The 26,021-nt window shown below is 70.6% G+C and carries 22 protein-coding genes; 9 read left to right on the forward strand and 13 right to left on the reverse strand.

Annotation, left to right across the window (positions count from 1 at the left end; all coding sequences use genetic code 11):
- Nucleotides 1–1,128 carry a glycosyltransferase family 1 protein gene (locus tag ABC766_RS12050; RefSeq protein WP_345822328.1) on the forward strand — a complete coding sequence of 376 codons (1,128 nt, stop codon included), beginning with the start codon at nt 1–3 and terminating at the stop codon, nt 1,126–1,128.
- A 24-nt stretch (nt 1,129–1,152) separates the two neighbouring features.
- On the opposite strand, the gene ABC766_RS12055 is transcribed toward ABC766_RS12050, so the two are convergent.
- On the reverse strand, nt 1,153–2,466 hold the full coding sequence (locus tag ABC766_RS12055) for an MFS transporter (RefSeq protein WP_345822329.1): 1,314 nt from the start codon (nt 2,464–2,466) through the stop codon (nt 1,153–1,155).
- Nucleotides 2,467–2,646: 180 nt separating this feature from the next.
- Here ABC766_RS12055 and ABC766_RS12060 point away from each other — a divergent pair, with 180 nt between their 5' ends.
- Nucleotides 2,647–3,798, forward strand: coding sequence for a dimethylmenaquinone methyltransferase (locus tag ABC766_RS12060; RefSeq protein WP_345822330.1), 1,152 nt, complete (start codon nt 2,647–2,649; stop codon nt 3,796–3,798).
- 53 nt (nt 3,799–3,851) lie between these two features.
- Here the strand turns inward: ABC766_RS12060 and lptB are convergent, their stop codons facing one another.
- From lptB to ABC766_RS12105, 9 genes are all read right to left on the reverse strand, one after another.
- Nucleotides 3,852–4,703: an LPS export ABC transporter ATP-binding protein gene (lptB, locus tag ABC766_RS12065; RefSeq protein WP_403090610.1), complete on the reverse strand. Its 852-nt coding sequence runs from the start codon at nt 4,701–4,703 to the stop codon at nt 3,852–3,854.
- Between the two features lie 8 nt (nt 4,704–4,711).
- The gene (locus ABC766_RS12070; protein ID WP_043386965.1) at nt 4,712–5,371 is read right to left on the reverse strand and encodes an LptA/OstA family protein; all 660 of its coding nucleotides are present in this window, start codon (nt 5,369–5,371) and stop codon (nt 4,712–4,714) included.
- Entirely contained in the window at nt 5,368–6,087 is a 720-nt protein-coding gene (gene lptC, locus ABC766_RS12075) for an LPS export ABC transporter periplasmic protein LptC (protein WP_345822331.1), read from the reverse strand. The genes ABC766_RS12070 and lptC overlap by 4 nt, the downstream gene beginning before the upstream one ends.
- Before the next feature lie 229 nt (nt 6,088–6,316).
- Complete coding sequence (htpG, locus tag ABC766_RS12080; protein WP_287089842.1) at nt 6,317–8,149, reverse strand: molecular chaperone HtpG; 1,833 nt, start codon at nt 8,147–8,149, stop codon at nt 6,317–6,319.
- A 165-nt stretch (nt 8,150–8,314) separates the two neighbouring features.
- Nucleotides 8,315–10,303: a potassium transporter Kup gene (locus tag ABC766_RS12085; RefSeq protein ID WP_427902305.1), complete on the reverse strand. Its 1,989-nt coding sequence runs from the start codon at nt 10,301–10,303 to the stop codon at nt 8,315–8,317.
- Between the two features lie 173 nt (nt 10,304–10,476).
- Nucleotides 10,477–11,349 carry a carboxylating nicotinate-nucleotide diphosphorylase gene (gene nadC, locus ABC766_RS12090; protein ID WP_345822332.1) on the reverse strand — a complete coding sequence of 291 codons (873 nt, stop codon included), beginning with the start codon at nt 11,347–11,349 and terminating at the stop codon, nt 10,477–10,479.
- Nucleotides 11,346–12,869 (reverse strand): L-aspartate oxidase, encoded by a 1,524-nt coding sequence (locus ABC766_RS12095; protein ID WP_345822333.1) that lies wholly within the window; start codon nt 12,867–12,869, stop codon nt 11,346–11,348. Before ABC766_RS12095 ends, nadC begins: the two co-directional genes overlap by 4 nt.
- Nucleotides 12,866–13,882, reverse strand: coding sequence for a quinolinate synthase NadA (gene nadA, locus ABC766_RS12100; protein WP_345822334.1), 1,017 nt, complete (start codon nt 13,880–13,882; stop codon nt 12,866–12,868). The genes ABC766_RS12095 and nadA overlap by 4 nt, the downstream gene beginning before the upstream one ends.
- 137 nt (nt 13,883–14,019) lie before the next feature.
- Nucleotides 14,020–14,844: an aldo/keto reductase gene (locus tag ABC766_RS12105; RefSeq protein ID WP_342143046.1), complete on the reverse strand. Its 825-nt coding sequence runs from the start codon at nt 14,842–14,844 to the stop codon at nt 14,020–14,022.
- 313 nt (nt 14,845–15,157) lie between these two features.
- Between ABC766_RS12105 and paoA the strand changes: the two genes are divergently transcribed.
- The 4 genes from paoA (at nt 15,158) to ABC766_RS12125 (ending at nt 20,668) form a co-directional block, all read left to right on the forward strand.
- Nucleotides 15,158–15,808, forward strand: a complete 651-nt coding sequence (paoA, locus tag ABC766_RS12110; protein WP_043760372.1) for an aldehyde dehydrogenase iron-sulfur subunit PaoA — start codon at nt 15,158–15,160, stop codon at nt 15,806–15,808.
- Nucleotides 15,809–15,818: 10 nt separating this feature from the next.
- Complete coding sequence (locus ABC766_RS12115) at nt 15,819–16,793, forward strand: xanthine dehydrogenase family protein subunit M (RefSeq protein ID WP_345822335.1); 975 nt, start codon at nt 15,819–15,821, stop codon at nt 16,791–16,793.
- Between the two features lie 24 nt (nt 16,794–16,817).
- Nucleotides 16,818–19,040, forward strand: coding sequence for a xanthine dehydrogenase family protein molybdopterin-binding subunit (locus tag ABC766_RS12120; protein WP_345822336.1), 2,223 nt, complete (start codon nt 16,818–16,820; stop codon nt 19,038–19,040).
- An 86-nt stretch (nt 19,041–19,126) separates the two neighbouring features.
- On the forward strand, nt 19,127–20,668 hold the full coding sequence (locus ABC766_RS12125) for an acyl-CoA synthetase (protein WP_345822337.1): 1,542 nt from the start codon (nt 19,127–19,129) through the stop codon (nt 20,666–20,668).
- A 126-nt stretch (nt 20,669–20,794) separates the two neighbouring features.
- Here the strand turns inward: ABC766_RS12125 and mgtE are convergent, their stop codons facing one another.
- Nucleotides 20,795–22,165, reverse strand: coding sequence for a magnesium transporter (gene mgtE / locus ABC766_RS12130; protein ID WP_043387512.1), 1,371 nt, complete (start codon nt 22,163–22,165; stop codon nt 20,795–20,797).
- A 435-nt stretch (nt 22,166–22,600) separates the two neighbouring features.
- Between mgtE and pqqA (ABC766_RS12135) the strand changes: the two genes are divergently transcribed.
- The 3 genes from pqqA (ABC766_RS12135) to ABC766_RS12145 all read left to right on the forward strand — a co-directional run bounded on the left by pqqA (ABC766_RS12135) (nt 22,601) and on the right by ABC766_RS12145 (nt 23,972).
- Nucleotides 22,601–22,690: a pyrroloquinoline quinone precursor peptide PqqA gene (pqqA, locus tag ABC766_RS12135; RefSeq protein ID WP_007559223.1), complete on the forward strand. Its 90-nt coding sequence runs from the start codon at nt 22,601–22,603 to the stop codon at nt 22,688–22,690.
- Nucleotides 22,691–22,770: 80 nt separating this feature from the next.
- Nucleotides 22,771–22,860: a pyrroloquinoline quinone precursor peptide PqqA gene (gene pqqA / locus ABC766_RS12140; RefSeq protein WP_007559225.1), complete on the forward strand. Its 90-nt coding sequence runs from the start codon at nt 22,771–22,773 to the stop codon at nt 22,858–22,860.
- 158 nt (nt 22,861–23,018) lie between these two features.
- On the forward strand, nt 23,019–23,972 hold the full coding sequence (locus ABC766_RS12145) for a class I SAM-dependent methyltransferase (protein WP_345822338.1): 954 nt from the start codon (nt 23,019–23,021) through the stop codon (nt 23,970–23,972).
- A 4-nt stretch (nt 23,973–23,976) separates the two neighbouring features.
- On the opposite strand, the gene ABC766_RS12150 is transcribed toward ABC766_RS12145, so the two are convergent.
- Both ABC766_RS12150 and ABC766_RS12155 read right to left on the reverse strand, forming a co-directional pair.
- Nucleotides 23,977–25,224 carry a NupC/NupG family nucleoside CNT transporter gene (locus tag ABC766_RS12150; protein WP_053611150.1) on the reverse strand — a complete coding sequence of 416 codons (1,248 nt, stop codon included), beginning with the start codon at nt 25,222–25,224 and terminating at the stop codon, nt 23,977–23,979.
- A gap of 57 nt (nt 25,225–25,281) precedes the next feature.
- Nucleotides 25,282–25,944: a TetR/AcrR family transcriptional regulator gene (locus tag ABC766_RS12155; RefSeq protein ID WP_345822339.1), complete on the reverse strand. Its 663-nt coding sequence runs from the start codon at nt 25,942–25,944 to the stop codon at nt 25,282–25,284.
- Nucleotides 25,945–26,021: the final 77 nt, after the last annotated feature.

The following is a 26,021-nucleotide window of genomic DNA, read 5'->3' on the forward strand; positions in this document are numbered from 1 at the left end:
ATGCTTCGCATCGGCATCGACGCGCACGTGCTCACCGGCAAGCCGCAGGGCAGCCGGACCTGGCTCGTGAACATCATCGGCCGGGCCGCCGCCCAGCACCCCGACGCCACCTACGTGGTCTATTCGGGCGATCCGGAGGCCTGCGCCCGCATCGTCTCGGGAGACAACATCGAGCACCGGCGGCTGCCGCGGGTCCCCGCGACCGTGCGGCTGACCCTGGTCTGGCCGTGGCTGTTCCTGCGGGATCGCCTGGACACGCTGCTCACCACCTACATCGCCCCGCCGCTGGTGCCGGGCGACCGGCAGGTGGTGGTGGTCCACGACATCCTGTTCGAGACTCACCCCGAATTCTTTCCCTGGTCGATGCGCTGGCGGAACAAGATCCTGACCCGGCTCTCGGCCCGGCGCGCCAAGCTGGTTCTGACCATCTCCGACTACAGCCGCGACTCCATCGCCAAGGTCTACGGCATCGAACGCCACCGCATCGCCGAGGTGCGCTGCGGCTCGACCCCGCCGCAGGCGGTCTCGGAGCGGACCCCGCTTGCGGACGGGCGGCCGTACCTGCTCATGGTCGGCCGGCTGGAGCCGAGGAAGAATCTCGGTCTCGTCCTCGATGCCTTCGCGCGGCTGCCGGAGGGCGGGGCGCGGCTCATCGTGGTGGGCAAGGGTGACGGCGAGCGGCCCGAGACCCTGGACCGCCTCGCCCGGACGCCGGACGCGGTGCACATCGCCGGCATCGACGACCGGGGGCTCTCCGACCTCTACGCCCGGGCCGCAGCCCTGGTCTTCCCGAGCCGCGGCGAGGGCTGGGGCATCCCGGTCCTCGACAGCCTCGCCCGGGGGACGCCGGTCATCGCCTCGAGCCTGACGGCCATCCCGGAGGCCGGCGGCAGCGCGGCGAGCTACTTCGACCCCGACGCCCCCGACCGGGTGGATCGGCTCGCCGAACTGATGGGCGCGGCGATCGAGGGGCGGCTGCCCTTCGACGCGACCGCCGCCCGGGCCCATGCCGCGCGCCACGACTGGGACGGACCGGCCGCCACCTTCGTGGACCTGATGCGCGGCAGCTTCACGGCCCGCACGCATCTCCGGGACCTGATCCTGGCTGCCCCGAACCTGCGGGGGTGACGCCAGCAGAGACCGTCCGCCGGCTTATTGCGCGGCCCTGAATTGACCGACCACCGGACCCTCCGGCGCCTCGTCGGCGATGGGATCCCGGATCAGCGTCCAGTAGCCGAGCGCCGCCACCAGGGCGATCACCGCCCCGGTGATGAAGGCCATCGAGAAATGGCCCGTGCCGCCGACGATGAAGCCCGTCACGGTCGGCGCCAGGGCGCCGCCGATATAGCCGCCGAAATTCTGCATCGCGCCGAGCGACGCCGTGCAGCTGGCCGGCGCCGCCACGGAGGCCATCGCCCAGGCCGACGACGAACTCACGTAGACGAGGAAGAGCGAGGCCGAAATGCAGGCGATGGCGAGGGTGTCGCTCGGCGTCAGCGCCGCCACGACCGTGCAGGCGGCAGTCGCCACCAGGGATCCGACCATCGGGATCTTGCGGCTGCGGATCGGGTCGACGCCCCGGCGGACCAGCATGTCGACCACGCGGCCGCCCAGGATCCCGCCCAGCACGCCGAAGGCGAAGGGGATCGAGCCGACGAGGCCGGTCTTCTGCAGGGTGAAGTGCCGCTCGATCTCGAGGTAGCTCGGCAGCCACGCGGTGTAGAGCCACGTCATGTAGATGCAGCCGAAATAGCCGACGATCATCCCCCAGCTGGTGCGGAACCCGAAGAGCCGGCGCCACGTGCTCCAGGTGACCGGGCGGCTGGCATTCGGGGCATCGCCCTCTTCCAAGAAGGCGCGCTCTCCCGGCGTCAGGTCGTTCTCGCGCGGGTTGCGGAAGACCCCGTAGACGATCGCGGCGAGCAGGAGGCCGACCGCCCCCATGATCACGAACATCGCCCGCCAGCCGAAGCTCACCATGAGGAAGGTCAGCAGCGGCAGGGCCAGGAAGGTCCCGAGCGAGGAGGCGCAGTTCCAGATCCCCGTGGCGGTGCCGCGCTGGCGGATGTTGAACCAGTCGCGGGAGACCCGGGCGCAGGTCGGGAAATGCGGCGCCTCGCCGATGCCGAGCACGATCCGCGCGCTCACGAACTGCCAGAACGACGTCACCGCGCCGCCGAGCATCTGGCCGAACGACCAGCAGGTCAGGCCGAGCGTCAGCGTCAGGCGCGGTCCGAACCGGTCGGCGAGCACACCGGCCGGCAGCTGTGCGAAGGCGTAGGCCCAGAGGAAGGCCGAGAGCAGCAAGCCCATCTCGGGGATCGAGAGGCCGAGATCCTCCCGGATCAGCGGGTTGGCCACCGCCAGGGTGGCCCGGTCGACGTAGTTGACGACGCCCGCCGTCACGAGAAGGGCAAGCGAGATCGTCTGGATGCGGCGCACGCGCGGCGTTGCGGCCAAGGCCATCGTATCCTCCCAGAATTGCGGGCCCCTTGAGGGTCTCCGTGGCCGGCCGGTCCTGTGCGACTCGTGGCGGCCCGGCACCATTCTGCACCGAACGCCGCCGGACGGAAGGTCCGCCACCCCTCGCCTCGCGGCGCCGGGCGTCGTAGACCGGCCGCTCCGTCATCCTTCGAGTCCGGACCGTTGCGCCTGATCCAGATCACCCACCACGACCTCGACGGCTACGGCGCCTCCACGGTCGCCGCCGCCTGCGCCACGGTCGAGCGCGTCGTCCACGTGCCCCGCTACAGCGATGTCGGCCCGGTCTTCGAGGACGAGATCAAGCGTCTCGGCCGCGCGGCGGAGCGCGAGATCCTGCTGATGACGGATCTCGGCCTGGAGGAGCAGACCATCGCGGGCCTGAGGAAGTTCGCCGCGATGAACCGGCGCCGGGAGGACGGGCAGAAGCACCGCCTCGTGGTCCTCGACCACCACGCCTCGTCCCTCGACCAGATGCGCCGGCTGGGCCTGGAGGCGACCGCCGATGCAGCGCGCCCGGCGCTCCACCGGATCGATCTGGGCGATCCCGAGATCGCCGTGCTGATCGAGGACGACATCTGCGCCACGCGGATGACCTTCGAACACCGGGCCCTGTTCGCCACGCACGAACCCGCGACCGACCTGTCGAGCCTGCTGTCCGCGGTCGATGCCGTCGACCTCTGGCGCAAAGAAAGCCCGGCCTTCCGCGGCGGGCTCGCCCTGGACGAGTTGTTCTGGGAAGTCGTGTCGAGCTACGTACCGGTCGGTCATCCCTGGCACGACCGGTTCGTGTCCGACATCCTGCTCGCGGCCGCCGCGTCCCTGCGGGACGGCGCCAACCCGGCCGAACTCGAGCGGCGCGCCTCGGCGATCCGCACCAGCGTGGTCGACGCCCTGCTGCGCGAGGCGCCCGACGACGATCCGACGCTGACCACGCGCATGCGCCTCGCCCGGGCGCTCGCCCGCTCGGACGCCCTGTTCCGCCCGCTGAAGGACGGCACGCTCCTGTCCTTCGCCCTCGATTCGGGCACCTTCCAGCGGGTCTCCGACCTGATCATGGATGCGGGCCGCGCGAAGCGCGTGGTCAACGTCCAGCGGATGGGCACGCTGTCGTTCCGCTCCAACGACGGCACGGCGCTCGACGGCGCCCGCCTGTTCCGCGGCGGCGGCCACCGCGACGCGGCGGGCGGCCGGCTCCAGAGCGGCTCCGCCTTCTCGATGGCGGACGCCATCGCGCAGGTGGAGCCGGTGCTGAACCCGGAGAAGCCCGCGGGTTCCGACAGCCCGTTCGCGGCGCTCAAGAACTGGAAGGGGTGAGGCGCGGCCGCCTCCGCCCCGTCTTCGCTCCCCTGGTAATAGCGAAGTCCGGCCTAAAGCCTGAAATCCTCGCCGAGATACAGGCGCCGCGCATCGGGGTTCGCGACGATCTCCTCCGGCGTGCCCTCGGTGAGGATGCGGCCGGAATGGGCGATGTAGGCCCGGTCGATCAGGCCCAGCGTCTCGCGGACGTTGTGGTCGGTGATCAGCACGCCGATGCCGCGCTGCTTCAGGTGCTTCACTAGATCCTGGATGTCGCCCACCGCGATCGGGTCGATGCCCGCGAAGGGCTCGTCCAGCAGCATGAAGGTCGGCGAGGAGGCGAGCGCCCGGGCGATCTCGCAACGCCGCCGCTCGCCGCCCGAGAGCGCGATCGAGGGCGACTTGCGCAGGCGCGCGATGTCAAACTCCTCCAATAGGGAATCGAGCTTGCGGGCGCGCGCCTTGCGGTCGGGCTCGGCCACCTCCAGCACCGCGCGGATGTTGTCCTCGACGGTGAGCCCGCGGAAGATCGAGGCCTCCTGCGGCAGATAGCCGATCCCGAGCCGCGCCCGCTGGTACATGGGCAGGTGCGTGATCGGCAGGCCGTCCAGGGTGATGTGGCCGCGATCGGCCGCCACCAGCCCGGTGATCATGTAGAAGATCGTGGTCTTGCCGGCGCCGTTCGGGCCCAGCAGTCCCACGGCCTCGCCGGTGCGGACGGTGAGCCCGGCCTCGTGGACCACCGTGCGGGCGCCGTAGCTCTTACGCAGGCCGCTCACGCTGAGGATGCCGAGGCCGCCCGCCTCGGCCGCGGACCAGCCCTCGGCCTCGGACGCGTCCGGCTGCCGCGCGCGCCGGCCGAACAGGCGGCCGAGCCAGCTCGTTCGGCCCGCCGGGTCCTGCGGGCCAGCCTGGAACGCCACGGCGCCGCTCAATCGACCTGCGCCTTCGGCCTGGGCGGCGGCTGCGTGCAGCCCTTCGCCTTGCCGTCCTTGGCGTCGGACTTCTCGCCGGGCACGAACAGGGCCGAGACGCGGCCGCCCGCCACCGGGTCCATGTTCGCGCGCCCGGTGTTCATGTCGTAGACGAGCCGCTGGCCGCGGGTGACGTTCTGGCACTGGCTCAGGACGACATTGCCGGTCAGCACGATCCGCTTGGCGTCCTGATCGAACACCGCATGGTCGCCGGTGGCGACCTGATCCTTCTGCACCACCGTCACCGGACCGGCGCAATCGACCTTCTGGATCCCGTTCTCGGCGGGATTCCGGGGCGCCGCTTCGGCCCCCTCCTCCTTCGCCTCGCCCTTGGCACCCTTGCCGGGCGCGTCCTTGCCGCGCTTGTAGGTGACCGTCATGGTCGAGCACCGGATGGTGCTGTCGCCCTGCACGGCCACGACGTTGCCGGCGAAGATCGCCTTATTCTCCCGGTCGAACACGTCGAGTCGGTCGGCGTCGATCTTGATCGGGTCCTTGCCCCCGCCCCCGATATTCCCGAAGGGCGAATCTTTCCGCGCGGACTTCTCGGCGAAAGCCGGGCCGGCGAGAACCAGCCCCGCCGCCAGGGCGGCCCAGACGATGCGGGCGGCGCTCATCGCGCACCGTCCGCGGCTTGGGCGTCCGACGTCAGGATGCGGGCCTGCGGCTTCTCGGCCTGATCCTCGTTGAGGATCACCACCTGGACCTTGCCCACGAAGGAGATCCGCTTGCCGTTCTCGACGACGTCGAGGGTGTCGGCCTTCACGGTGGCCCGCGGGCTCGAAACGGTGACGGGCTCCTGCGAGCTGATGGCGCCGGTCTTGAACGCCACGGCGGCCGAGCGCAGGCGCACCTCCTCGCCCTTGTCGGTCCAGATCCGGATGTCGTCCTTCAGGTCGAGCGCCTCGCGGGCCGTGTCGAACAGGCCCGACACCGCCGAGAGCCGGGCGATGCCGCCCTGGTCGTCGGTGGCGATGTGGCCGCGCATCTGCTGCAGCTCGATCTGGCTCGGCTTGCGGACGTCCTGCAGGGCGGCGTCCGCCGTCACCTCGTAGCCGCGCGTTCCCTGGCGGAAGCCCGAGAGCCGCGGATTCTCCATGCGGACCTTCGAGCCCGCCAGCGTCACAGCACCGACCGAGACGCCCGGCAGCTGGGCCGCGAAAGGATTGAACAGGTACCCCAGCAGCAGTGCCACCGAGCCCCCGGCGACCACCGGAATCATGCGGCGCATGGTGCGCACGCGTCCGCTGTGGCGATACGCCCGGGCATGGGCCCGGGTCCGCGCCGCCGCGACCGCCTGTCCGTTGCCGGCTTCAGCCTCGACCGGGTTCATGCAGCGTCCGTGAGGCGCGCCTGACGCGCGCGAGAGGGTTCGGCTCAGACGCCTGCGGCCCCCACCGCGCCCGCGCCATCGGCCGGGCAATGATCCCGACCGGTGGCGAAGTTATGGCTCGACCGTTTCCGAATGATCAACCGAACCGACAATCGTCCGGCGCGGATGTGTGTGGAGACACACGCCGCGAGCGGCTTTCCGCCTGCGCCCGGCGCGTGTCTCCGTAGTCCTACGCGCTGCGCGCCGCCGCCAGGGCCGCCGCCACGGTCCGGGCGAAGGCCGCCGGGTCGCGGGGGCTGTCGCCATCCTGGATGCGGGCGAGGTCGAGGAGCGTGCCGGCCGCCTGCGGCACCTCCGATTCGGGCGCCGCGGCCAGCGCCCGAATCAGCGGATGGCGCGGGTTGATCTCCAGGACCGGCTGCCCGGCCCCGGCCCGCCCCGCCCGCCGCATGAGCCGCTGCATCTGCAGGTCGGGGCCTCCGGTCCCGGCGGACAGGACCACCGCCGAGTCGACCAGCCGGTCGGTGGTGCGCACGTCCGAGACCTCGCTGCCCAGCGCGGTCTTCACGGCGGCCACGAACGCATCGATGCCCTCGGGCGCCTCCGGCTGCTCGCCCTCGAGGGCGAACTTCGACAGGTCGAGCCCACCCTTGGTGATCGAGCGGAGCGGCTTCTCCTCGAAGCTGCCGAGCTGGTCGGGCCAGAAGGCGTCGACGTGATCGGAAAGCAGCAGCACCTCGAGGCCGCGCGCCTTGAAGCCCTCGAGCTGGGGCGACGACTTCAGCGCCTCGGCATCGTCGGCGACGAGGTAGTAGATCGCCTCCTGGCCATCCTTCATGCGGGATACGTAATCCGGCAGGGAGGTCCAGCCCTCCACCGCCGAGGAGCGGAAGCGCAGGAGCGGGGCGATCTCACCCCGGCGCTCGAAATCCTCGTAGATGCCCTCCTTGAGGACGGGGCCGAAATTCTCCCAGAAGGCCTGGTAGCCCTCGGCGTCCTTGGCGCGGGTTGCGAGTTCGGACACGACGCGGCCGGTCACGGCGCGGCGGATCCGCGCCAGGGCCGGGGTCGATTGCAGCATCTCGCGGGACACGTTGAGGGGCAGGTCCTCGGTATCGACCACGCCCTGGACGAAGCGCAGCCAGGGCGGCAGCAGTTCGGCCTCGTCGGTGATGAACATCCGCCGCACGTGGAGCCGGACCTTGCTCTGCCGCTCGTTCTCGAGCGCCTGGAAGGGCTTCGAACCGGGGATGAACAGCAGCGCGGCGAATTCGAGTTGCCCCTCGGCGCGCCAGTGGAGCGTCGCCCAGGGCTTGTCGAAGTTCATGCCGATGGAGTGGTAGAACGCCTCGTACTGCTCCTCGGTGACCTCGGACTTCGCCTTGCGCCAGAGCGCGGTGCCCTGATTGGCCGATTCGTCCTTGCCGTCGCGCACGACCGCGATCGGCACGGTGATGAAGTCGGCCCATTTCCGCACGAGATGGTCGAGCCGGTAAGGCTCCAGGTACTCGTCGGCGTCGTCCTTCAGATGGAGCACGATGTCGGTACCGGGCTCCGCCCGGGTGGCAGGCTCCAGGGTGTAGTTGCCCTGGCCTTCGGAGGCCCAGGTCCAGGCCTCGTCGCTGCCGGCGCGGCGCGACGTCACCGTCACCCGGTCGGCGACCATGAAGGCCGAGTAGAAGCCGACGCCGAACTGGCCGATCAGGCTCGGCCGGTCCTCGGCCTTGGCGGATTCCAGCGTCTGCGAGAAGGCCCGCGTGCCGGAGCGCGCGATGGTGCCGAGGTTGGTGGCGAGATCCTCTTTGGTCATGCCGATGCCGGCATCCGACACGGTCAGGGTCCGCGCCTCCTTGTCGGGGGCGATGCGGACCTTGGCGTCCGCCGGCAGGGCGCTCGCCGCCGAAGTCAGGGCCTCGAACCGCCGCCGGTCCATGGCGTCGGCGGCGTTGGCCACGAGTTCGCGCAGGAAGATCTCGCGGTCGGAATAGAGCGCGTGCACGACGAGGTCGAGGAGCCGGCCTACCTCCGCCCCGAACTCGTGCCGCTCAATCGTCTCGCTCACGGGTCATGCCTCCGCTGTGGGAAAATCGCGGTGGCGATATGCTGGCGAACGCGGCCGTTTTCAATGCGCCGCGCGGGCTCGGCATCGCCGTCATGGCGGTCTGTCGCCTGTGGAGGCCCTGCCCTTCGGGCGTGCCGCGGCGCGGCCCTGTTCAGGGCCCCCGGTTCAAATCTCGATCTCGGTTCCCACCTCGACGATCTGCCGGGTCGGCAGGCCGAAATGGGCGCCGGTGCGCTCGGCATTGCGCTTCATGAAGCTGAACATCGCCTCCCGCCAGGGCGCCATGCCGGGATGGGTGGGCGACGGGATGACCACCTCGTGGCCCACGAAGTAGGTGATGTCCTCGAGGTATTCCGGAGGCAGGAGGCCGCTCGCCACGGCGCATCGCAGCCCCTCGGGGATCGAGGCGGTCTGCATGAAGCCGTACCGCAGGACGACCCGTTCCATGCCAGGCGTATACTTCGAGATCGCCTTGCGGATGCCCTGCGCAACCAGCGTCACCTGCGCCCGCTCGGCGGCGCAAATGACCGGCTCCTCCTCGTAGACGACGGTGATCAGGAGGATCCGCTCGTGGAGGCACCGGCTGCGCTCCAGCAGACGGCCGAGGGCCATCGGGATGCCATCGGTGGCGGCGGTCAGGAAGGCCGCGGTGCCCGGGAGCGTCACCGGCGGGTGCGAGGTCAGGCGGGCCAGGAAGGTCGCCTCGGACATCCGCATGGTCTGGCGGACGGATTCGAGAACGCGGTTGCCCGTCATCCATGTCAGCATCAGGAAGGCGACCGCGGCGGCCAGCAGCAGCGGAAACCAGCCGCCCTCGAACAGCTTCACGCTGTTGGCGGCGAAGAACACGGCGTCGAGGGTGAGGAAGGCGCCGTTGACCGCGAAGACCAGGATCGGATTGTAGCCCCAGCGCAGCGCGATGAGCGCGGCGAGCAGCGTGGTGATGCCCATCAGGGCCGAGACCGCGATGCCGTAGGCCCCGGCCAGGGCGTCGGAGGAGCCGAACACGACCACCGCCGTGAGGGTCGCTGCGGCCAGGAGCCAGTTCACCGCCGGCACATAGATCTGGCCGCGCTCGTCCCGGTCTGTGTGGACGACCCGCATCATCGGCATGAAGCCGAGCTGGATCGATTGCTGGGTCAACGAATAGACGCCCGAGATCACCGCCTGCGAGGCGATGACGGTCGCCATCGTGGCCAGGGCGACCAGGGGATAATGGGCCCAGTCGGGGGCGAGCCAATAGAACGGATTCTCGATCGCACCGGGATCGGCGATGATCAGGGCGCCCTGCCCGCAATAGTGGATCAACAGAGCGGGCAGCACGAGCCCGAACCACGCGAAGCGGATCGCGGGGGCGCCGAAATGGCCGAGATCGGCATACATCGCCTCGCCGCCGGTCACCGCCAGGAAGGCCGCACCCAGCATCAGGAAGCTGACATGCCAGCCGGCATGGACCAGGAAGTCCACCGCCCGCAACGGGTTGGCTGCCGCCAGGATTTCCGGCGCGCGCAGGATGCTGGGGATCGCGAGCAGGACGAGGACGACGAACCAGACGAGCATCACGGGCCCGAACACGCGGCCGATGGCGGCCACGCCCTTGTGCTGGACCAGGAACAGCCCGACCAGGATGACGAGCGTGATCGGCACCACGTACGGGCCGAGCGCCGGCGCATCGACCTTCACGCCCTCGATCGCCGAGAGGACCGAGATCGCCGGGGTGATCGCGCCGTCGCCGTAGAGCAGCGCCGCCCCCACCAGACCGACCACCAGAAGCAGCGCCTTCCCCGTGCCCGGCCGGGCCTGCCGGGTGCCGAGCAGCGCCAGCATGGCGACGATGCCGCCCTCGCCGCGGTTGTCGGCGCGCAGGATCAGCACCGCGTATTTCAGCGACACGATCAGGATCAGCGACCACAGGATCAGCGACACCGCCCCCGTGGCCGCCGCCGGCACCGCGGCCCCGCCGGCGGTCGCCGCCTTCACGGCTTCCTTGAACGCGTAGAGCGGGCTCGTGCCGATGTCGCCGTACACGACGCCCAGCGCGCCCAGCATCAGCGCGGCGCCGGGCCCATGTCGGACGGCACCGGGTTTGCGCGCCACCGGCGCCGCCGGAAGATCGACCGCCGGGGCAGCCGCGGAGGGCAGGGCTTGGCTCACGGTCACGTCCGGTCGATGGCGTCGCGGTTGGGCGAAACCTTAGCGAGTCGGTCGCGCGGCGATAGACTTCGGGTGTCTCAGCCGCGCTGATGACGAAGACTTGTCACCCGAACGTGATGATCTTCGAGCCCTGCCCGACGGCGGATCCCCGCGGCGACCCGGAGGTCGCCCATTCAGGCCGCGTCGAGACCCAGGTCGATGATCGCCGCCGAGTGGGTGATCCAGCCGCAGGAGATCAGGTCGACGCCCGAGGCCGCGACCGCCCCCACCGTCTCGCGGGTGATCCGGCCCGACGCCTCGGAGAGCGCGCGTCCGTCGATCATCGCCACCGCGCGGGTGAGCTGGTCGGGCCCCATATTGTCGAGGAGCACCGCGTCGACCCCGACCGAAAGGGCCTCCTCCAGTTGCTCCAGGCTGTCGACCTCGCACTCGATCTTCACGAGATGTCCGGCCCGGGCGCGGGCGCGCTCGATGGCCGGCACGATGCCGCCCGCCACCGCCACGTGGTTGTCCTTGATCAGCACGGCATCGTCGAGGCCGAAGCGGTGGTTCGAACCACCCCCCGCCCGCACGGCGTGCTTCTCCAGGGCGCGCAGGCCCGGCGTGGTCTTGCGGGTGCAGACGATCGAGGCCTTGCCGTGCGGGCGGGCCGCCTCGACGAGGCCGTGGGTGGCCGTGGCGACGCCCGACATCCGGCAGAGCAGGTTCAGGGCGACGCGCTCGGCGGTGAGGATGGCGCGGGCCGGCCCCTCGAGGTGCAGCACCACGTCGCCCGGTGCGACGCGGGCGCCGTCGCCGCGCTCGACCGTGACGGTGACGGCCGGATCGACCAGCTCGAACGCGATGGCGGCGGCATCGGTGCCGGAGATCACGCCGTCCTGGCGGGAGGCGATCACGCCGCGCATCCGCTCGCCGGGGGGCACGATGGCGTCGGTCGTGATGTCGCCGGCCCGGCCGAGATCCTCCAGCAGGGCGGCGCGCACCACCGGCTCCACCAGGAGCCGCGGCAGGGGCAGGATCGCGTCGGAGAAGACCGATCGGGTCATGGCGTCAGGGCCTCCTCGGCGACCGTCCGGCCGCTCTGCGCCGCCCGGAGATCGGCCAGCGTGGTCTCGGTATGGGTTGCGGCTGCGAGATGCGGATGATCGCTGCGCCAATGGGCGCCGCGGCTCTCCTGGCGGTCCAACGCGCCGCGGGCGATCAGCAGCGCCACCAGCGCGGCGTCGCAGGATTCCGCCTGAGGCGTCAGGGCGGCGACCGCCCCCCCGAGGCCGGCGGCGTCGCGCACGACCCCGACCTGGCGCTCCATCAGGCCACGGATCGCCGTCAGGTCACCGGAGGTGCGGGCGGTCACGGCCTGGGGCACGATGGCCGCCGGCGGCGGCGCATCGAGCCCGTCGGCGATGAAGCGGGCATAGGCGAGCCCTTCCAGCAGGGAGTTGCTGGCGAGGCGGTTGGCGCCGTGCAGGCCCGTGGAGGAGACCTCGCCGCAGGCATAGATGCCCGGCACCGATGTGGCGCCGTGCGCGTCCACCTTCACCCCGCCCATGTGGTAGTGCGCCGCCGGGCGGACCGGGATCGGCTGCACGGCCGGGTCGATGCCGGCGGCGGCGCAGAGTCCCGCCACAGTCGGGAAGCGCGTCGGCATCGCGGCGCCGAGCGCCCCGCGGGCGTCGAGATAGACCGCGCGGCCGCGCTGCAGCGCCTGGAAGATGCCGCGGGCGACGACGTCGCGGGGGGCGAGATCGCCGCCGGCGATACCGGCCATGACGGGTGCGCCGGTCTCGTCGATGAGTCGGGCGCCCTCCCCGCGCAGGGCCTCGGTGGCGAGCGGCATCGGGTCGGCGCCGGCCGCGATGGCGGTCGGGTGGAACTGCACGAACTCCATGTCGCGCATGACGGCACCGGCCCGGGCGGCGAGCGCCAGACCGCGGCCGACGGCGCCGGGCGGGTTCGTGGTCGCCGCGTAGAGGGCGCCGACGCCGCCGGTGGCCAGCACCACGGCGCGGGCCGGGATGCGGAACAGGGCACCGTCGCGCTCGGCGACGATGCCGGCCACGGCCCCGCGCGCGTCCCGGAGCAGGTCGCAGGCCCGCGCCGTGACGATCTCGACGGACGGCGCAGCGAGAACGGCCCGCACCAGCCCTTCGAGCACGCGCGCCCCGGTCGCGTCGCCGCCGGAGCGGACGATGCGGCGGCGGCCATGCGCGGCCTCAAGCCCGAGCGCGAGCGCGGCATCGTCGGTCCGGTCGAACGGGACGCCGATCCGCACCAGCCAATCGATCAGGCCCGGCCCTTCCTGAGCCACGCGGAGCGCGACGTCGGACTCGGTCAGCCCGGCGCCGGCCGCTTCCGTATCGGCGGCGTGCAGTTCCGCCGCGTCATCGGCGCCGACCGCGGCGGCGATGCCGCCCTGCGCCCAGCCGGTGGCGGTGCCGAGGCCCAGGGCCGACGCGGTGACCAGCGTCACCGGCCGGGGCGCGAGACGCAGCGCGACGCTGAGCCCCGCGACGCCGCCGCCGACCACGACGACGCGGTCGGCGGTGCTGGGCGAGACGGCGTTCATCGCGTGCGCACCTGGAGCATGCGCTCCACGGCCGCCCGGGCCCGGTCGGCCAGCGCCGGATCGACCGTGACCTCGTGGGTCATCGTCTCCAGCGCGCGGCGGATGTTCGCCAAGCTCATCCGCTTCATGTGCGGGCACATGTTGCAGGGCTTGATGAACTCGATATCCGGGTTCTGCGCCGCGATGTTGTCGGCCATCGAGCACTCGGTGACGAGCACCACCTGCTTCGGCCGCTTCTCGACGACGAAGTCCATCATCATCGCGGTGGAGCCGGAGAAGTCGGACTCGGCCACCACGTCGGGCGGGCATTCCGGATGCGCGATCACCATCACGCCGGGATAGCTGTCGCGGACCTCGCGGATGTCGGCCGGGGTGAAGCGCTCGTGCACCTCGCAGTGGCCGGCCCAGGTCAGGATCTCGACCTCGGGAATCTCGGCCTGGACGTTCTGCGCCAGGAACTCGTCCGGGATCATCAGCACGCGGGGCGCGTTCAGCGACCTCACCACCGCGACGGCGTTGCCGGAGGTGCAGCACAAATCCGACTCGGCCTTCACGGCCGCCGAGGTGTTCACGTAGGTCACGATCGGCACGCCCGGATACTTCGCCCGCAGGCCGCGCACGTCCGCGGCCGTGATCGAATCGGCCAGCGAGCAGCCCGCGCCCATGTCGGGGATCAGCACGGTCTTGGCCGGGTTCAGGAGCTTGGCGGTCTCGGCCATGAAGTGGACGCCCGCCAGCACGATCACGTCCGCGTCGACATTCACCGCCTCGCGGGCGAGCGCGAGGCTGTCGCCGACGATGTCGGCCACCGTGTGGAAGATCTCGGGCGCCTGATAATTGTGCGCCAGGATCACCGCGTTGCGCTCCCGCTTCAGGCGCAGGATCGCCTCGATGTCGGGGGCGAGCGCCGGCCACTCGATCGCGGGAACGTGCCGGCTGACGCGGGCGTAGAGATCCGGAAGCGGCAGGCCCGGGATGGGCGTGCGGGAGACGGGTGCAACGGTCGCCGCCATGGCGTCCTCCATTATGCTCAGTTTGAGCATTGTGCCGTCTAACTTATGGGCGCCGGACGCGCCTGTCCAGATATGCTAGCTGTGAGCATAAATCTTTTGCGGCGCGATGTTACGCTGCGCCGCCGAAGGGATGCCGGTCAGCAGAAGGACGCCGGGTCGGGGCCGATGCGGCCGTCGGGGCGGTCGAGAGCCGCGATCTCCTCCATCTCGCCGGCACCGAGTTCGAAATCGAACAGCGCGATGTTCTCGAGGATGCGCTCGGGCCGGGCGGTCTTCGGGATCGCCACGCAGCCGATCTGCACCTGCCAGCGCAGCACCACCTGGGCGGGCGTCTTCCCATGGGCCTTCGCAATCGCGAGGATGACCGGGTCGTTCAGCTCCCTGCCCTGGCCGAGGGGGCTCCAGGACTCGGTCACGATGCTGTGACGCGCGTCGTCAGCGCGCGGCGCCTTGCGCTGGAAATGCGGGTGCAGCTCGATCTGGTTCACGGCAGGCGCCACGCCGGTCTCGCCGATCAAGGTGGCGATGTGCTCGGCTGTGAAGTTCGAGACGCCGATCGACTTGGCCCGCCCCTCCTCGCGGAGCTGGATCAGCGTTTTCCAGGTCTCGACGAACAGGCGCCGCTGCGGACACGGCCAATGGATCAGGTAGAGATCGACATACGGGAGGCCGAGCCGCTGCAGGCTCTCGTCGAAGGCACGCCGCGCCTCGTCGCGTCCCTGGCGGTCGTTCCAGAGCTTGGTGGTGAGGAAGACCTCCGCGCGCGGCACCTGCGCATCGCGGATACCACGTCCGACGCCCGCCTCGTTGCCGTAGGCGGCGGCGGTGTCGATCAGGCGGTAGCCGGCCCGAAGCGCCCGGCCGACGAGGTCCGGCGCCTGAGCGTCGGAGAGTTGCCAGCAGCCGTAGCCGATCTGCGGGATGCGGCGCCCGTCGTTCAGGGCCAAAGTCGGGACGGCCATGGGGTGAGCCTCCGGAAACGCTTTCCGATCTACCCAAACGCCGGCGGTGCGACGCGTTCCGATGATCGCGTCCTTTGCAAGCGGAGCGCGGCGGCCCGGAGGCGCCACGCCCGGCCCTGCCGCGCGGCCTTGGGCCGATTCTCTACCCCCACGTCGCGGATCGGATAGGGCGGCCCATGGACCAGCGGACCACCTCGGCCCGCGGTGAACGGGCGCAGTCTGGACTGGATCTAATCCGCACGACCGCACGTTGGCGCACCGGATTCCAGGTTGCGCCGCGCCGTCGAGCGCGGCGCACGGACGGGATGGCAGCATGACAGACGCGACTTCGAAGAAGCCGTTCGCCCTGACGCGGCGCGCCGTGGTGGAAGGCTGCGCGGCGGCCGGGGCGCTCGGCGCCCTCGGCTTCCGACCGGCCCCCGCAGCGGCGGCGCCGGGAGATCCCGCCCCGCAGACGATGCCGGTACGGCTCACCATCAATGGGCAGCCGCACGATCTCGTCCTCGACACGCGCACCACGCTCCTCGATGCGCTGCGCGAGCATCTGGCTCTCACCGGCACCAAGAAGGGCTGCGACCACGGCCAGTGCGGCGCCTGTACGGTGCTGGTGGACGGGCGTCGGATCAATGCGTGCCTGACGCTCGCGGCGATGCACGAGGGCGATCAGGTCACCACGATCGAGGGCCTCGCGGATGGCGAGAAGCTTCACCCGATGCAGGCCGCCTTCCTGGAACATGACGGCTTCCAGTGCGGCTACTGCACGCCGGGCCAGATCTGCTCCTCGGTCGGCATGCTGAACGAGGCCAAGGCCGGTTGGCCGAGCCACGTCACCGAGGATCTCGCCTCGACCCCGACGCTCAGTGACGCCGAGATCCGCGAGCGGATGAGCGGCAACATCTGCCGCTGCAGCGCCTACCCGAACATCGTCGCGGCGATCCGCGACACCGCCGCCAGCAACCTCTGAGGGGGCGGACATGAAGGCTTTCACCTACGAGCGTCCCGCCACGGTTCAGGACGCGGCCAAGCTCGCGGCCGAGCGGCCGAACGCCAAGTTCATCGCGGGCGGCACCAACCTGCTCGACCTCATGAAGCTGCAGATCGAGACGCCAGCCACGCTGATCGACGTGAACCGGCTGCCCCTCGACAAGGTTGAGGCCACGCAGGAGGGCGGCCTGCGTATCGGTGCGCTGGTGCGCAACTCCGACCTCGCCGCGGAGCCGCGGGTCCGGAAGGACTACGCCGTCCTGGCGAAGGCTCTGCTGGCCGGCGCCTCGGGGCAGCTGCGCAACAAGGCGACCACCGCCGGCAATCTGCTCCAGCGGACCCGCTGCTACTATTTCTACGACACGGCCATGCCTTGCAATAAGCGCGAGCCGGGTTCGGGCTGCGCGGCGATCGGCGGGTTCAACCGGATCATGGCGGTGGTGGGCGCCAGCGAATCCTGCATCGCCACCAACCCGTCCGACATGGCTGTCGCCATGCGGGCCCTCGACGCCACCGTCGAGACGATGGATCCGGCGGGTGAGACCCGACGGATCCCAATCGCCGATTTCCATCGGCTCCCCGGCGACACCCCGCAGATCGAGACCGACCTGCGCAAGGGCGAGATCATCACGGCCGTGACCCTGCCGAAGCCGGTGGCCGGCATGCATATCTACCGCAAGGTCCGCGACCGGGCGTCCTACGCCTTCGCGACCGTCTCGGTGGCGGCGGTGATCGCGGGCGCCGAGGGCGGCAAGCCGAGCGCGGCGCGGCTTGCCTTCGGCGGCCTGGCGCACAAGCCCTGGCGGGTGGCCGAGGCCGAAGAAGCCCTGGTCCGGACCGGCTCAGCGGATGAGGCCGCCGACGCGGTGCTGAAGGGTGCCCGCGGCTACGGCAGCAACGACTTCAAGATTCCGCTGACCCGGCGGACCCTGCGCGCCGTGGTGGCGCAGGCGACCCGCGCTTAAGCCCCCCGATCAAGGACCGTCCCCATGGAGATGAACCAGCCGATCGGCCGGACGCCCCTCGACGACCGCGCCGACGGGCTCGTCGGGAAGCCGCTCGACCGCGTCGAAGGCAAGCTCAAGGTCACGGGCCACGCCCCCTACGCGTACGAGACCCGGGCGCTGAAGAACCCCGCCTACGGCTTCATCGTGCCGGCGACGATTGCGGCCGGCACCATCACGTCGATCGACGCCGAGACCGCCCGCCGGGCGCCCGGCACGATCCTGGTCATGACCCACGAGAACGTCCCCGAGCAGGGCGAGAAGAAGGAGCAGGTCTGGCCGCAACTCCAGGGGACGAAGGTCACGTTCTATGGGCAACCCGTCGCCTTCGTGGTGGCGGAGACCTTCGAGCAGGCCCGCGCCGCCGCGATGCTGGTGAGGGTCCGCTACGACGCGGCCAAGCCCAAGGGGCTGCTCAAGGACAACCTGGCGGCGGCCTACGAGCCGAAGCCCGTCAATTCGCCGCCGGATTCGAAACTCGGCGACTTCGACGCCGCCTTCGCGGCCGCGCCGGTGAAGCTCGACGTGGAATACGTCACGCCCAACCAGATCCACGCGCAGATGGAGCCGCACGCCACGATCGCGTCGTGGGAGGGCGACGGCGTGGTGCTCTACACCGCCAACCAGATGCTGAACCGCGGTCAGAAGGCGCTCGGCTCGGTGCTCAAGCTGCCGCCCGAAAAGGTGCGGATCGTGAGCCCCTATATCGGCGGCGGCTTCGGCTCGAAGCTCCAGGCTCAGCCGGAGGCGACGCTCGCCGTGTTGGCCTCGAAGCTGATCCAGCGCCCCGTGAAGGTCGCGCTCACGCGGCAGCAGGAGTTCCACGTCGGGACCCACCGGACCGACACGATCCAGCGGATCAGGCTCGGTGCCGATCAGGACGGCCGGCTCTCGGCGATCAGCCACGAATCCTGGTCCGACACGGCCGAGGGCGACGGGTTCTTCGAGACGTCGGCCAACGTCACCCGGTCGCTCTACGCGGCACAGAACCGGATCACGCGCCATCGGCTCGTGAACCTCAACATGCCCATCGCCTCGTCGATGCGCGCCCCTGGCGAGGCCGTGGGCCAGCTCGCCTTCGAGTGCGCCATGGATGAGCTGGCCGAGCATCTGAAGGTCGATCCGATCGAGCTGCGGGTGCGCAACGAGCCGGCCGAGGATCCCGAGAAGAAAGTCCCGTTCTCCACCCGCCAGCTCGTGCCCTGCATGCGCGAGGGGGCGCGCCTATTCGGCTGGGACAAGCGGCAGGCGGCGGGCAGCCGCCGCGACGGCAACTGGCTCGTGGGCATGGGCATGTCGGCCGCCGCCCGCCTCAACCCGCTGATGCCCTCCGCCGCCAAGGTCCGTCTCGGGCCGGACGGCGTGCTGGTGGTGCGCATGGCCATGACCGATCCCGGGACCGGCACCTATACGATCCTCACCCAGATCGCCGGCGAGATGCTGGGCCTGCCGCCCGAGCGGGTCCGCGTCGAGATGGGCGACACCGACTTTCCCTTCGCCTCGGGTTCCGGCGGCTCGTTCGGCGCTGCGTCGGCGGGCTCTGCCCTCTACGTCGCCTGCGACAACCTCCGGCAGGCCCTGCTCAAGGCCGGCGACCTGAACCCGGACGGGGCAGTGTTCCGCGACGGCGCGGTGACCTCGGGCAACCGGACGGAGTCGCTGACCGATCTCGCCCGGTCGGGCATGGAGGCCGCCGGTGAGATCAAGCCCGGCGAGATGAAGGAGAAGTTCTCGCAATACTCCTACGGTGCGCACTTCGCCGAGGTCGGGGTCGATGTCGATACCGGTGAGATCCGGTTGCGGCGGATGCTCGGGGTCTTCACCGGGGGGCGCATCCTCAACGCCAAGACGGCGCGCAGTCAGGCGATCGGCGGCATGACCTTCGGGGTCGGGGCGGCTCTGATGGAAGATGCGGTGGTCGATCCGCGCTACAGCTACTTCGTCAACCACGACATGGCCGAGTACCATGTGCCGGTCCACGCCGACCTCCCGGCGATCGACGCGGTGTTCCTGCCCGAACTCGACGACAAGGCGAACCCGCTGAAGAGCAAGGGACTCGGCGAGCTCGGCATCTGCGGCGCAGGCGCCTCGCTCGCCAACGCGATCTACAACGCCACCGGGATCCGCGTGCGGGACTATCCGCTCACCCTCGACAAGATGCTCAAGGGCTTCGAGGAGCAGGACGGCCAGGCGCAGCGGCGGACCTGATCGCAGAAAGCCCTGGGCGGCCGCGGTTGACGGCCGCCCGCGCAGGCGGGACACCCGGCCGAAAGCCCGAATACGGGGAGCGCCCGGTGCCCGACAGCCTTGCCAACGACCGTCACCCGCCCGCGCGGTTCAACGCCGCGCGGTACTGCCTGGCCGAGAATGCGCGCCTGCGCCCCGACAAGACGGCGCTCGTGATGGTCGGGGACGGCACCGCGGGGCGGCTGAGTTTCGGCGACGTCGAGCGGGCGGTGCGCGGCATCGCGGCGGGCCTGCTGGATCTCGGCCTGGAACCCGGCGACCGGGTGATGATCCGCATGGGCAACGAGGCCGACTACGTCCTCGTCTATTTCGGGGCCCTGGCGGCGGGCCTCGTCGCCCTGCCCTCCTCGCCGCAGCTCACCGCGGGCGAGGCGGCGTTCCTCATGGACAATTCCGGCGCCGCCGCGGTGGTGATCGGAGGCGGCTGCACGGTCGCGCCCGAGGCCCTGGGCGGACGCCTCCTGCTCGACGCCGCCGCCATCGCGCGGATGAAGGCGGGGCCGCCCCTGCCGGCCTACGCCGACACCGCCGCGGACGACCCGGCGATGCTGATCTACACCTCCGGCACGACGAGCCGGCCGAAGGGCGTGCTCCACGCCCACCGCGCCACCTACGGCCGCCGGCCGATGCGCGACCACTGGCTCGGCCTCACCGAATCCGACGTGATGCTGCATGCCGGCACCATGAACTGGACCTACACGCTGGGCGTCGGCTTGAGCGATCCCTGGTCGGTGGGCGCGACGGCGGTGCTCTACAACGGTCCACGCGATCCCGCCGTCTGGCCGCGCCTGATCGCCCGGTACGGCGCGACCCTGTTCGCCGCCGTCCCGACGCTCTACCGCCAGATCCTCAAATACGGCGACCTCGGCGCCCAGGACCTGTCGAGTCTGCGCCACGGCTGCACGGCGGGCGAGCCCCTCTCGGTGGAGCTGCTCGATGCCTGGCGGCAGGCCACCGGCAAGCCCCTCTACGAGGCGCTCGGGATGAGCGAGATCTCGACCTACATCTCCAGCGGACCGACGATTCCCGTCCGTCCCGGCTCGCCGGGCAAGCCGCAGCCCGGTCGGCGGGTGGCGATCCTGCCCGTCGAGGGCGAGCCGGTCCCGCTGCCGGCCGGCGAGAGCGGCCTCCTCGCCGTCCATCGGACCGAGCCGGCGCTGATGCTCGGCTACTGGAATCGCCCCGAGGAAGAGGCCGAGGTGATGCGCGGCGACTGGTTCGTCGGCGGCGATCTCGCCCGGCTCGACGCGGACGGCTACCTCTGGTTCGAAGGCCGCAACAACGACCTGATGAAGGCGATGGGCTACCGGGTCTCGCCCAACGAGGTCGAGGCGGTGCTGTCCGACCACCCGTCCGTGGCGGAGGTCGGCGTGGCCGAACTGCCTGTGCGGGCAGACGTCTCGGTCATCTGCGGTTTCGTGGTGCTCCAGCCGGACGCCGAGCCCGACGCGGAGGGCCTGCTGGCCTGGTGCGCCGAGCGGCTCGCCGCCTACAAGCGGCCGCGGGAAATCCGCTTCCTCGACGCCCTGCCGCGCACGCCCAACGGCAAGGTCCAGCGCAAGCGGCTCGCCGCGGCTGCGGCCGGTTGACCGGCGCCGCCGCCCGCTGGTTCGCCCCGGCGTTTCGAGGGCGCCGCAACAGGCCCCCTCTCCCGTCCGAGAGAGGGTCGGGGGGAGGGATCGGGTGTTGCCGAGTCTTGCCGGACCGGACGCCCCCTACAGCAGCGTCCCGCGCAGGATCAGCAGGGCCACCGAGAAATAGATGACGAGTCCGGTGACATCGACCAGCGTCGCCACGAACGGCGCCGAGGCGGTGGCCGGATCGAAGCCGATCCGCTGCAACAGGAAGGGCAGCATCGAGCCGGCGAGCGATCCGAATGTCACGATCCCGACGAGCGCCGCGCCCACCGTTGCGGCCACCAGCGGCCAGTGCTCGCCGTAATCGTAGAGGCCGAACTTCTGCCACGCGACGATGCGGATGACCGCGATCACCCCGAGGATCGCCCCGAGCACGATCCCGGTGGGCAGCTCCCGCAGGGCCACCCGCCACCAGTCCCGCAGCCGGATCTGGTGCAGGGCCAGCGCCCGGATCAGCAGCGAGGTCGCCTGAGATCCGGAATTGCCCCCCGAACTCATGATCAGCGGGATGAACAGCGTCAGGACGATCGCCTTCTCCAGTTCCCCCTCGAAGCCCTGCATGGCCGAGGCGGTGAGCATCTCCGACAGGAACAGCGCGCACAGCCAGCCGGCGCGCTTCCGGATCATCGTGAAGAAGCCGATATCCATGTAGGGCTCGGGCAGCGCCTCCATGCCGCCGAAGCGCTGCACGTCCTGCGTCTGCTTCTCGATCATCGCGTCGATCATGTCGTCGACCGTGACGATGCCGATCACGTGCCCGACCGCGTCGACCACCGGCAGCGCGAGAAGATCGTATTTCGAGATCAGTCGGGCCGCCTCCTCGCGGCTGGCCGTCGGCGAGACGGCGAGGGGCCGGCGTCCCGGCGCGACGCTGAGGACGTTGTCGCTCGGATCGCCCGAGATCAGCCGCCGCAGGGGCACCGCCTTGGTCAACGCGCGGGTGCGCGGGTCGAGCACGAAGATCGCGTAGATCGTCTCGCGGGTCTTCTCCACATGGCGGATGTGCTCCAGGGTCTGGCCCACCGTCCAGGTGCCCGGCACGGTGACGAACTCCGTGGTCATCAGCGAGCCCACGGTCTCCTCGCCGTAGGCCGAGAGCCGGTCCACGGCGCCGCGGGTCTCGGCGTCGAGGCGCGCGCGCAGGTCGGAGCGGCCGGGCTCCTCGATCTCGCGGAACACGTCCGTGACCCGGTCGGCCGACATGCCCGACAGGTAGCCGGCCACCCGATCCCGGGGCAGCATCTCGATGATGTCGGCGGCGCAGTCGAGTTCCGGCTGGTCCAGCACCTCGATCGCCCGCTCCGTCGGCAGACCGAGCAGGATGGCGGCTGCAACCTCCGGAGCCTCGTCGTTCAGCGCTTCGACGATGTCGGGCGCCCGTTCGTCCGAAAGACGTGCGGCCAAGACGGAGGGATCGACTCGCGTGTCGAAGGGCGCGATCTCGTTCATGGCCTCGCCTCGTGGGTTACGAGGCGACGCGTCGCCGGTCATCCTAGGTCAGGGCCGTGGCCGGCCGCCGCGTCGATCGCCCCGCGGCCAGGCCTCTCAGCGGCTCAGGCGGGATGACGGCACGGGGCCGGGCACGGCAGGCACGATCGGTCGGGCACGTCGCTTCGCTGGTCGCTGCTGGAAAGGGAACGCGGCACCGTCGAAGACGCCGTCGCGCGGGTGCGTCGTGCGCCCGAGCAAGAGGCCCGTCAAGCCGAAACAGCGCCCATCCGCAGCCGATGCCGAACGACGCTCCGTCGGGTGGCCGCGCGGCCACGGACGGGTGGGCCCCGCCGGCCAGCGACCCACCCTATGAGAAATATAAGTGTTGTGCTCACTTGTATTGCGTCCAAGATATTGCCTATATGGAACTCACCAACAGCGAGGAGAAACGCCATGGCCTGGTCCGCCCCGATCGTGTCCGAGATCTGCGTCGGCATGGAAGTCACCAGCTACGAGTCGGCTGAGATCGATACGTTCAACTAAGTCGCTCACGGTTCGGAGCGCCCGACGCTCCGGCCTTCGCGGCTTCTTCATTCATCGCGTCAATTCACTTGGAGGAAATCATGGCTTGGTCCGCCCCCGTCGTGTCTGAGATCTGCGTCGGCATGGAAGTCACCAGCTACGAGTCGGCTGAGATCGACACGTTCAACTGAGACGTCGACATCACGTTCTGGGGCGCCGCTTCATCGGAAGCGGCGCTTTTCTTTTGTGCGCGCAAGACATGCTGCGCCTCGGCTTGACCTGCCACACCAAACCGTGCCGCTGAACCGCCACCGGGCCATGTGAGCCTGCAGAGCGAGCGAGAACGGGTTTGGCGGACACTGCGTATTCGGCCGATCAAGCGATCCCACCCTGCCCGATCACCGGTGCCCCCGCCCTGCGCTGCGTCGAGCGCCTGGACGCCGCCTTCCTGACGCTGCTCTGGCACTATTCCGGCCGCGTCGATGTCGGGCCGCTGCTGCGCCCCGCCGGGACGTTCCGGCTCTGGGAATCACCGACCGGGCTGATCTTCTTCGATCCGCCGGTGGCTGGCGATGCGGCCTTCTACCGGGCGTTCTACGGCCGGATCGCCGCGCACGATAAGCTCGCCGGGCCGGAGACGGAGCGCCTGGAGTTCCGCCAGGCCGCCACGCATGTGCCGTCGGGTGCCCGGGTGCTCGACGTGGGCTGCGGCCACGGCGGTTTCCGCGCCTATGTGCCGGAGGCCACCTATACCGGCCTCGACCCGAATTTTTCCGCCGAGGACCCGACCGGGACGATCCTCGCCGAGACCGTGGAGGCGCATGCGGCGCGCCTCGGTCCGGTCTACGACGTGGCCTGCGCCTTCCAAGTCATCGAGCATGTGGCGGACCCGCTGGGATTCGCCCGGGCGCTGGCGGCCTGCGTCAAGCCGGGCGGCCTGATTCTGATCGGGACGCCGCTCTGGCCCTCGCCCAACACCACGATCCCGAACTTCGTCATCAACGCGCCGCCCCACCATCTGACGTGGTGGACGCCCACCGCTCTCGAGGCGCTGGCCGGCACCTTGGGCTGCACCGCCGAGGCGGTCCATGCCATCGGCATGGACCGGCACGATTCGCTGATTCACTGGATGGCCAAGGCCAGCCCCGTCCGCTGCCGCGACCGCTTCTTCCGGCGGACGTGGTCCTGGGCGCTGGCGCTCGCCTTCGCCTACGGCGTCGGGTCGGTCCTCGACCGCTGCCTGCCGGTGCCGAAACGGACGCGCCCGAACGCACTGCTGCTCGTGGCGCGGACGGGCATCTGATCTTTCACGCCACGAACAGCCCCGCGATCGCCGCGCTCGTGAGATTCGACAGCGTCCCCGCCAGGATCGCCCGCAGGCCGTACCGGGCCACCTCGGCGCGGCGCTCCGGGACGAGGCTGGAGAAGCTCGCGAGCTGGATCGCGATCGAGGCGAAGTTGGCGAAGCCGCACAGGGCGAAGCAGACGATCGCCTGCGCGCGCGGCTCGAGCGTGCCGGCCTTCAGGACCGGCGACAGGTTGGCGTAGGCCAGGAACTCGTTGAAGGCGAGCTTCTGGCCGATCGCCCCGCCCACCAGGGTCGCCTGCTCCCAGGGCACGCCGAGGAGCCAGGCCAGCGGGGCGAGGGCCCAGCCGAGCACGCCCTCGAACGAGGCGGCGGGATACCCGACCCATCCGCCCAGCATGCCGAAGAGGCCGTCCGCCAGGGCGATCAGCCCGACGAAGGCGATCAGCATGGCCCCTACCGAGACCGCCACCGCGAGCCCTTTCTGGGTCCCGTCGGCCGCCGCCTCGATGATGTTGGCCGCCCGCGTCTCGCCGAACTCGACCCGGGTGGTGGTGATCCGGGTCGGCTCCGTCGATGGCATCAGGATCTTGGCGTAGACGAGGCCCCCCGGGATCGCCATCACCGAGGCGGCGAGCAGGTAGGTCATGGGCACGCCGAGGGCCGCGTAGCCCGCCAGGATCGATCCTGCCGTGGACGCGGCGCCGCTCGACATGACGGCGAACAACTCGGCCCCGGTGAGCAGGGCGAGGAACGGGCGCAGCGCGACGGCGATCTCGCTCTGGCCGATGGCGATGGTGATCACCGCCGAGAACGACTCGATGGGTGACGTGCCCAGAATCCGCCGGAGCGCCGCGCCGAGGAGGCGAGCCAGCGCCTGCATCACGCCGAGATGGTAGAGCACGCCGATGAGCGCGGAGACATAGAGGATCTGCGGCAGGACCCGCAGCGCCAGGATGAAGCCCGAGCCGCCGAACAGCTCGAACATCCTCGGCTCGACGAGACCGCCGAACAGGAAGGCGGTGCCGCGATCGCCGTAGGACAGCACGGTCACGACCGCGTCGGCGACAGCCCGCAGCGCGGCCTGCCCGGCGGGAAGAAACAGGACCAGAGCACCGAGCCCCACCTGCAGGGCCAGCCCGGCGAGCACCACGCGGAGACGGATCGCCCGCCGATTGGTCGAGAACAGGATGGCGACGGCGAGCAGCACCAGAAGGCTGAGGCCGGCATGGATCAGGCGGTCGAGCATCGCGTCCTTCGGCTCCGAGCTTGGCCGGAGCCTATGGAAGGTTCAGGCCAGACGCCGTCAATCCGGGCTGTCCGGTGTGAGATAGGGGGCGAACAGGTCGCGGAGCTGCGCGAAGCCCCAGTCCAGATCGGCCTCCGTCAGGGTGGTGCCCCCCTGGAGGCGATGGTTCATCCAGTGGCTGGACACGATCCAGGCATTGTCGATGAGCCGCCCGAGGGCCTCCGGCGCGATCCGCAGCCGTCCCGCCCGCACGGCCGCCTCGAAGACACCGCGGGCCAGCGCCTGGGTCTCGGCCCGCAGGGCATGGATCCGCGGGCGCAGTGCCGGGGCGATGTCCACCATGGCGATCCCGTCGCGGTAGATGCAGCGGTAGCGCCAGATCAGGTCGAACCACGCCCGCTGGTAGCCGAGCAACGCGTCCGGAGCGGCGGGGTCGGCGGGCATGCGGCCGGCCACCGCCAGGGCCTCCGCCTCGAAGGCGGCGAACACGGCTTCGACCAAACCGCTCTTGCGCGGAAAGTGATACTGCAGATTGCCCTCGCGGATCCCCGCCGCGGCCGCGATCTCCGCCGTCGTGACACGGCCGAGCCCGCGGGCGTTGAACAGCGCGAGGCTGACTGCGAGGATTCGCGTGCGCGTATCCGGGATCGGCACGGCAGGACCGGCCTCCGGGCTGGCCTCCACATCGAAGTCGAACCTGCGGCCCTCGCCCCGCGGCATGATCCCATCCTCGTCTAGGGTGTTCACCCTAGACAATCAGGCCGGCCGGGCCTATCCCCCTGAAGACCGATCCAGGT

This window comes from Methylobacterium fujisawaense (assembly GCF_039619325.1).
In the GTDB taxonomy this organism is placed as follows: Bacteria; Pseudomonadota; Alphaproteobacteria; order Rhizobiales; family Beijerinckiaceae; genus Methylobacterium; species Methylobacterium fujisawaense.

What these genes read in the sequence shown, in the direction of transcription:
- ABC766_RS12115 (WP_345822335.1), top strand. Translation starts at nt 15,819, where the DNA reads ATGAAGGCTTTCACCTACGAGCGTCCCGCCACGGTTCAGGACGCGGCC.
- ABC766_RS12050 (WP_345822328.1), top strand. Translation starts at nt 1, where the DNA reads ATGCTTCGCATCGGCATCGACGCGCACGTGCTCACCGGCAAGCCGCAG.
- ABC766_RS12070 (WP_043386965.1), bottom strand. Translation starts at nt 5,371, where the DNA reads ATGAGCGCCGCCCGCATCGTCTGGGCCGCCCTGGCGGCGGGGCTGGTT.
- ABC766_RS12150 (WP_053611150.1), bottom strand. Translation starts at nt 25,224, where the DNA reads ATGCTCGACCGCCTGATCCATGCCGGCCTCAGCCTTCTGGTGCTGCTC.
- ABC766_RS12055 (WP_345822329.1), bottom strand. Translation starts at nt 2,466, where the DNA reads ATGGCCTTGGCCGCAACGCCGCGCGTGCGCCGCATCCAGACGATCTCG.
- paoA (WP_043760372.1), top strand. Translation starts at nt 15,158, where the DNA reads ATGACAGACGCGACTTCGAAGAAGCCGTTCGCCCTGACGCGGCGCGCC.
- lptC (WP_345822331.1), bottom strand. Translation starts at nt 6,087, where the DNA reads ATGAACCCGGTCGAGGCTGAAGCCGGCAACGGACAGGCGGTCGCGGCG.
- mgtE (WP_043387512.1), bottom strand. Translation starts at nt 22,165, where the DNA reads ATGAACGAGATCGCGCCCTTCGACACGCGAGTCGATCCCTCCGTCTTG.
- nadA (WP_345822334.1), bottom strand. Translation starts at nt 13,882, where the DNA reads ATGGCGGCGACCGTTGCACCCGTCTCCCGCACGCCCATCCCGGGCCTG.
- ABC766_RS12120 (WP_345822336.1), top strand. Translation starts at nt 16,818, where the DNA reads ATGGAGATGAACCAGCCGATCGGCCGGACGCCCCTCGACGACCGCGCC.
- pqqA (WP_007559225.1), top strand. Translation starts at nt 22,771, where the DNA reads ATGGCTTGGTCCGCCCCCGTCGTGTCTGAGATCTGCGTCGGCATGGAA.
- ABC766_RS12105 (WP_342143046.1), bottom strand. Translation starts at nt 14,844, where the DNA reads ATGGCCGTCCCGACTTTGGCCCTGAACGACGGGCGCCGCATCCCGCAG.
- nadC (WP_345822332.1), bottom strand. Translation starts at nt 11,349, where the DNA reads ATGACCCGATCGGTCTTCTCCGACGCGATCCTGCCCCTGCCGCGGCTC.
- pqqA (WP_007559223.1), top strand. Translation starts at nt 22,601, where the DNA reads ATGGCCTGGTCCGCCCCGATCGTGTCCGAGATCTGCGTCGGCATGGAA.
- ABC766_RS12095 (WP_345822333.1), bottom strand. Translation starts at nt 12,869, where the DNA reads ATGAACGCCGTCTCGCCCAGCACCGCCGACCGCGTCGTCGTGGTCGGC.
- ABC766_RS12155 (WP_345822339.1), bottom strand. Translation starts at nt 25,944, where the DNA reads ATGCCGCGGGGCGAGGGCCGCAGGTTCGACTTCGATGTGGAGGCCAGC.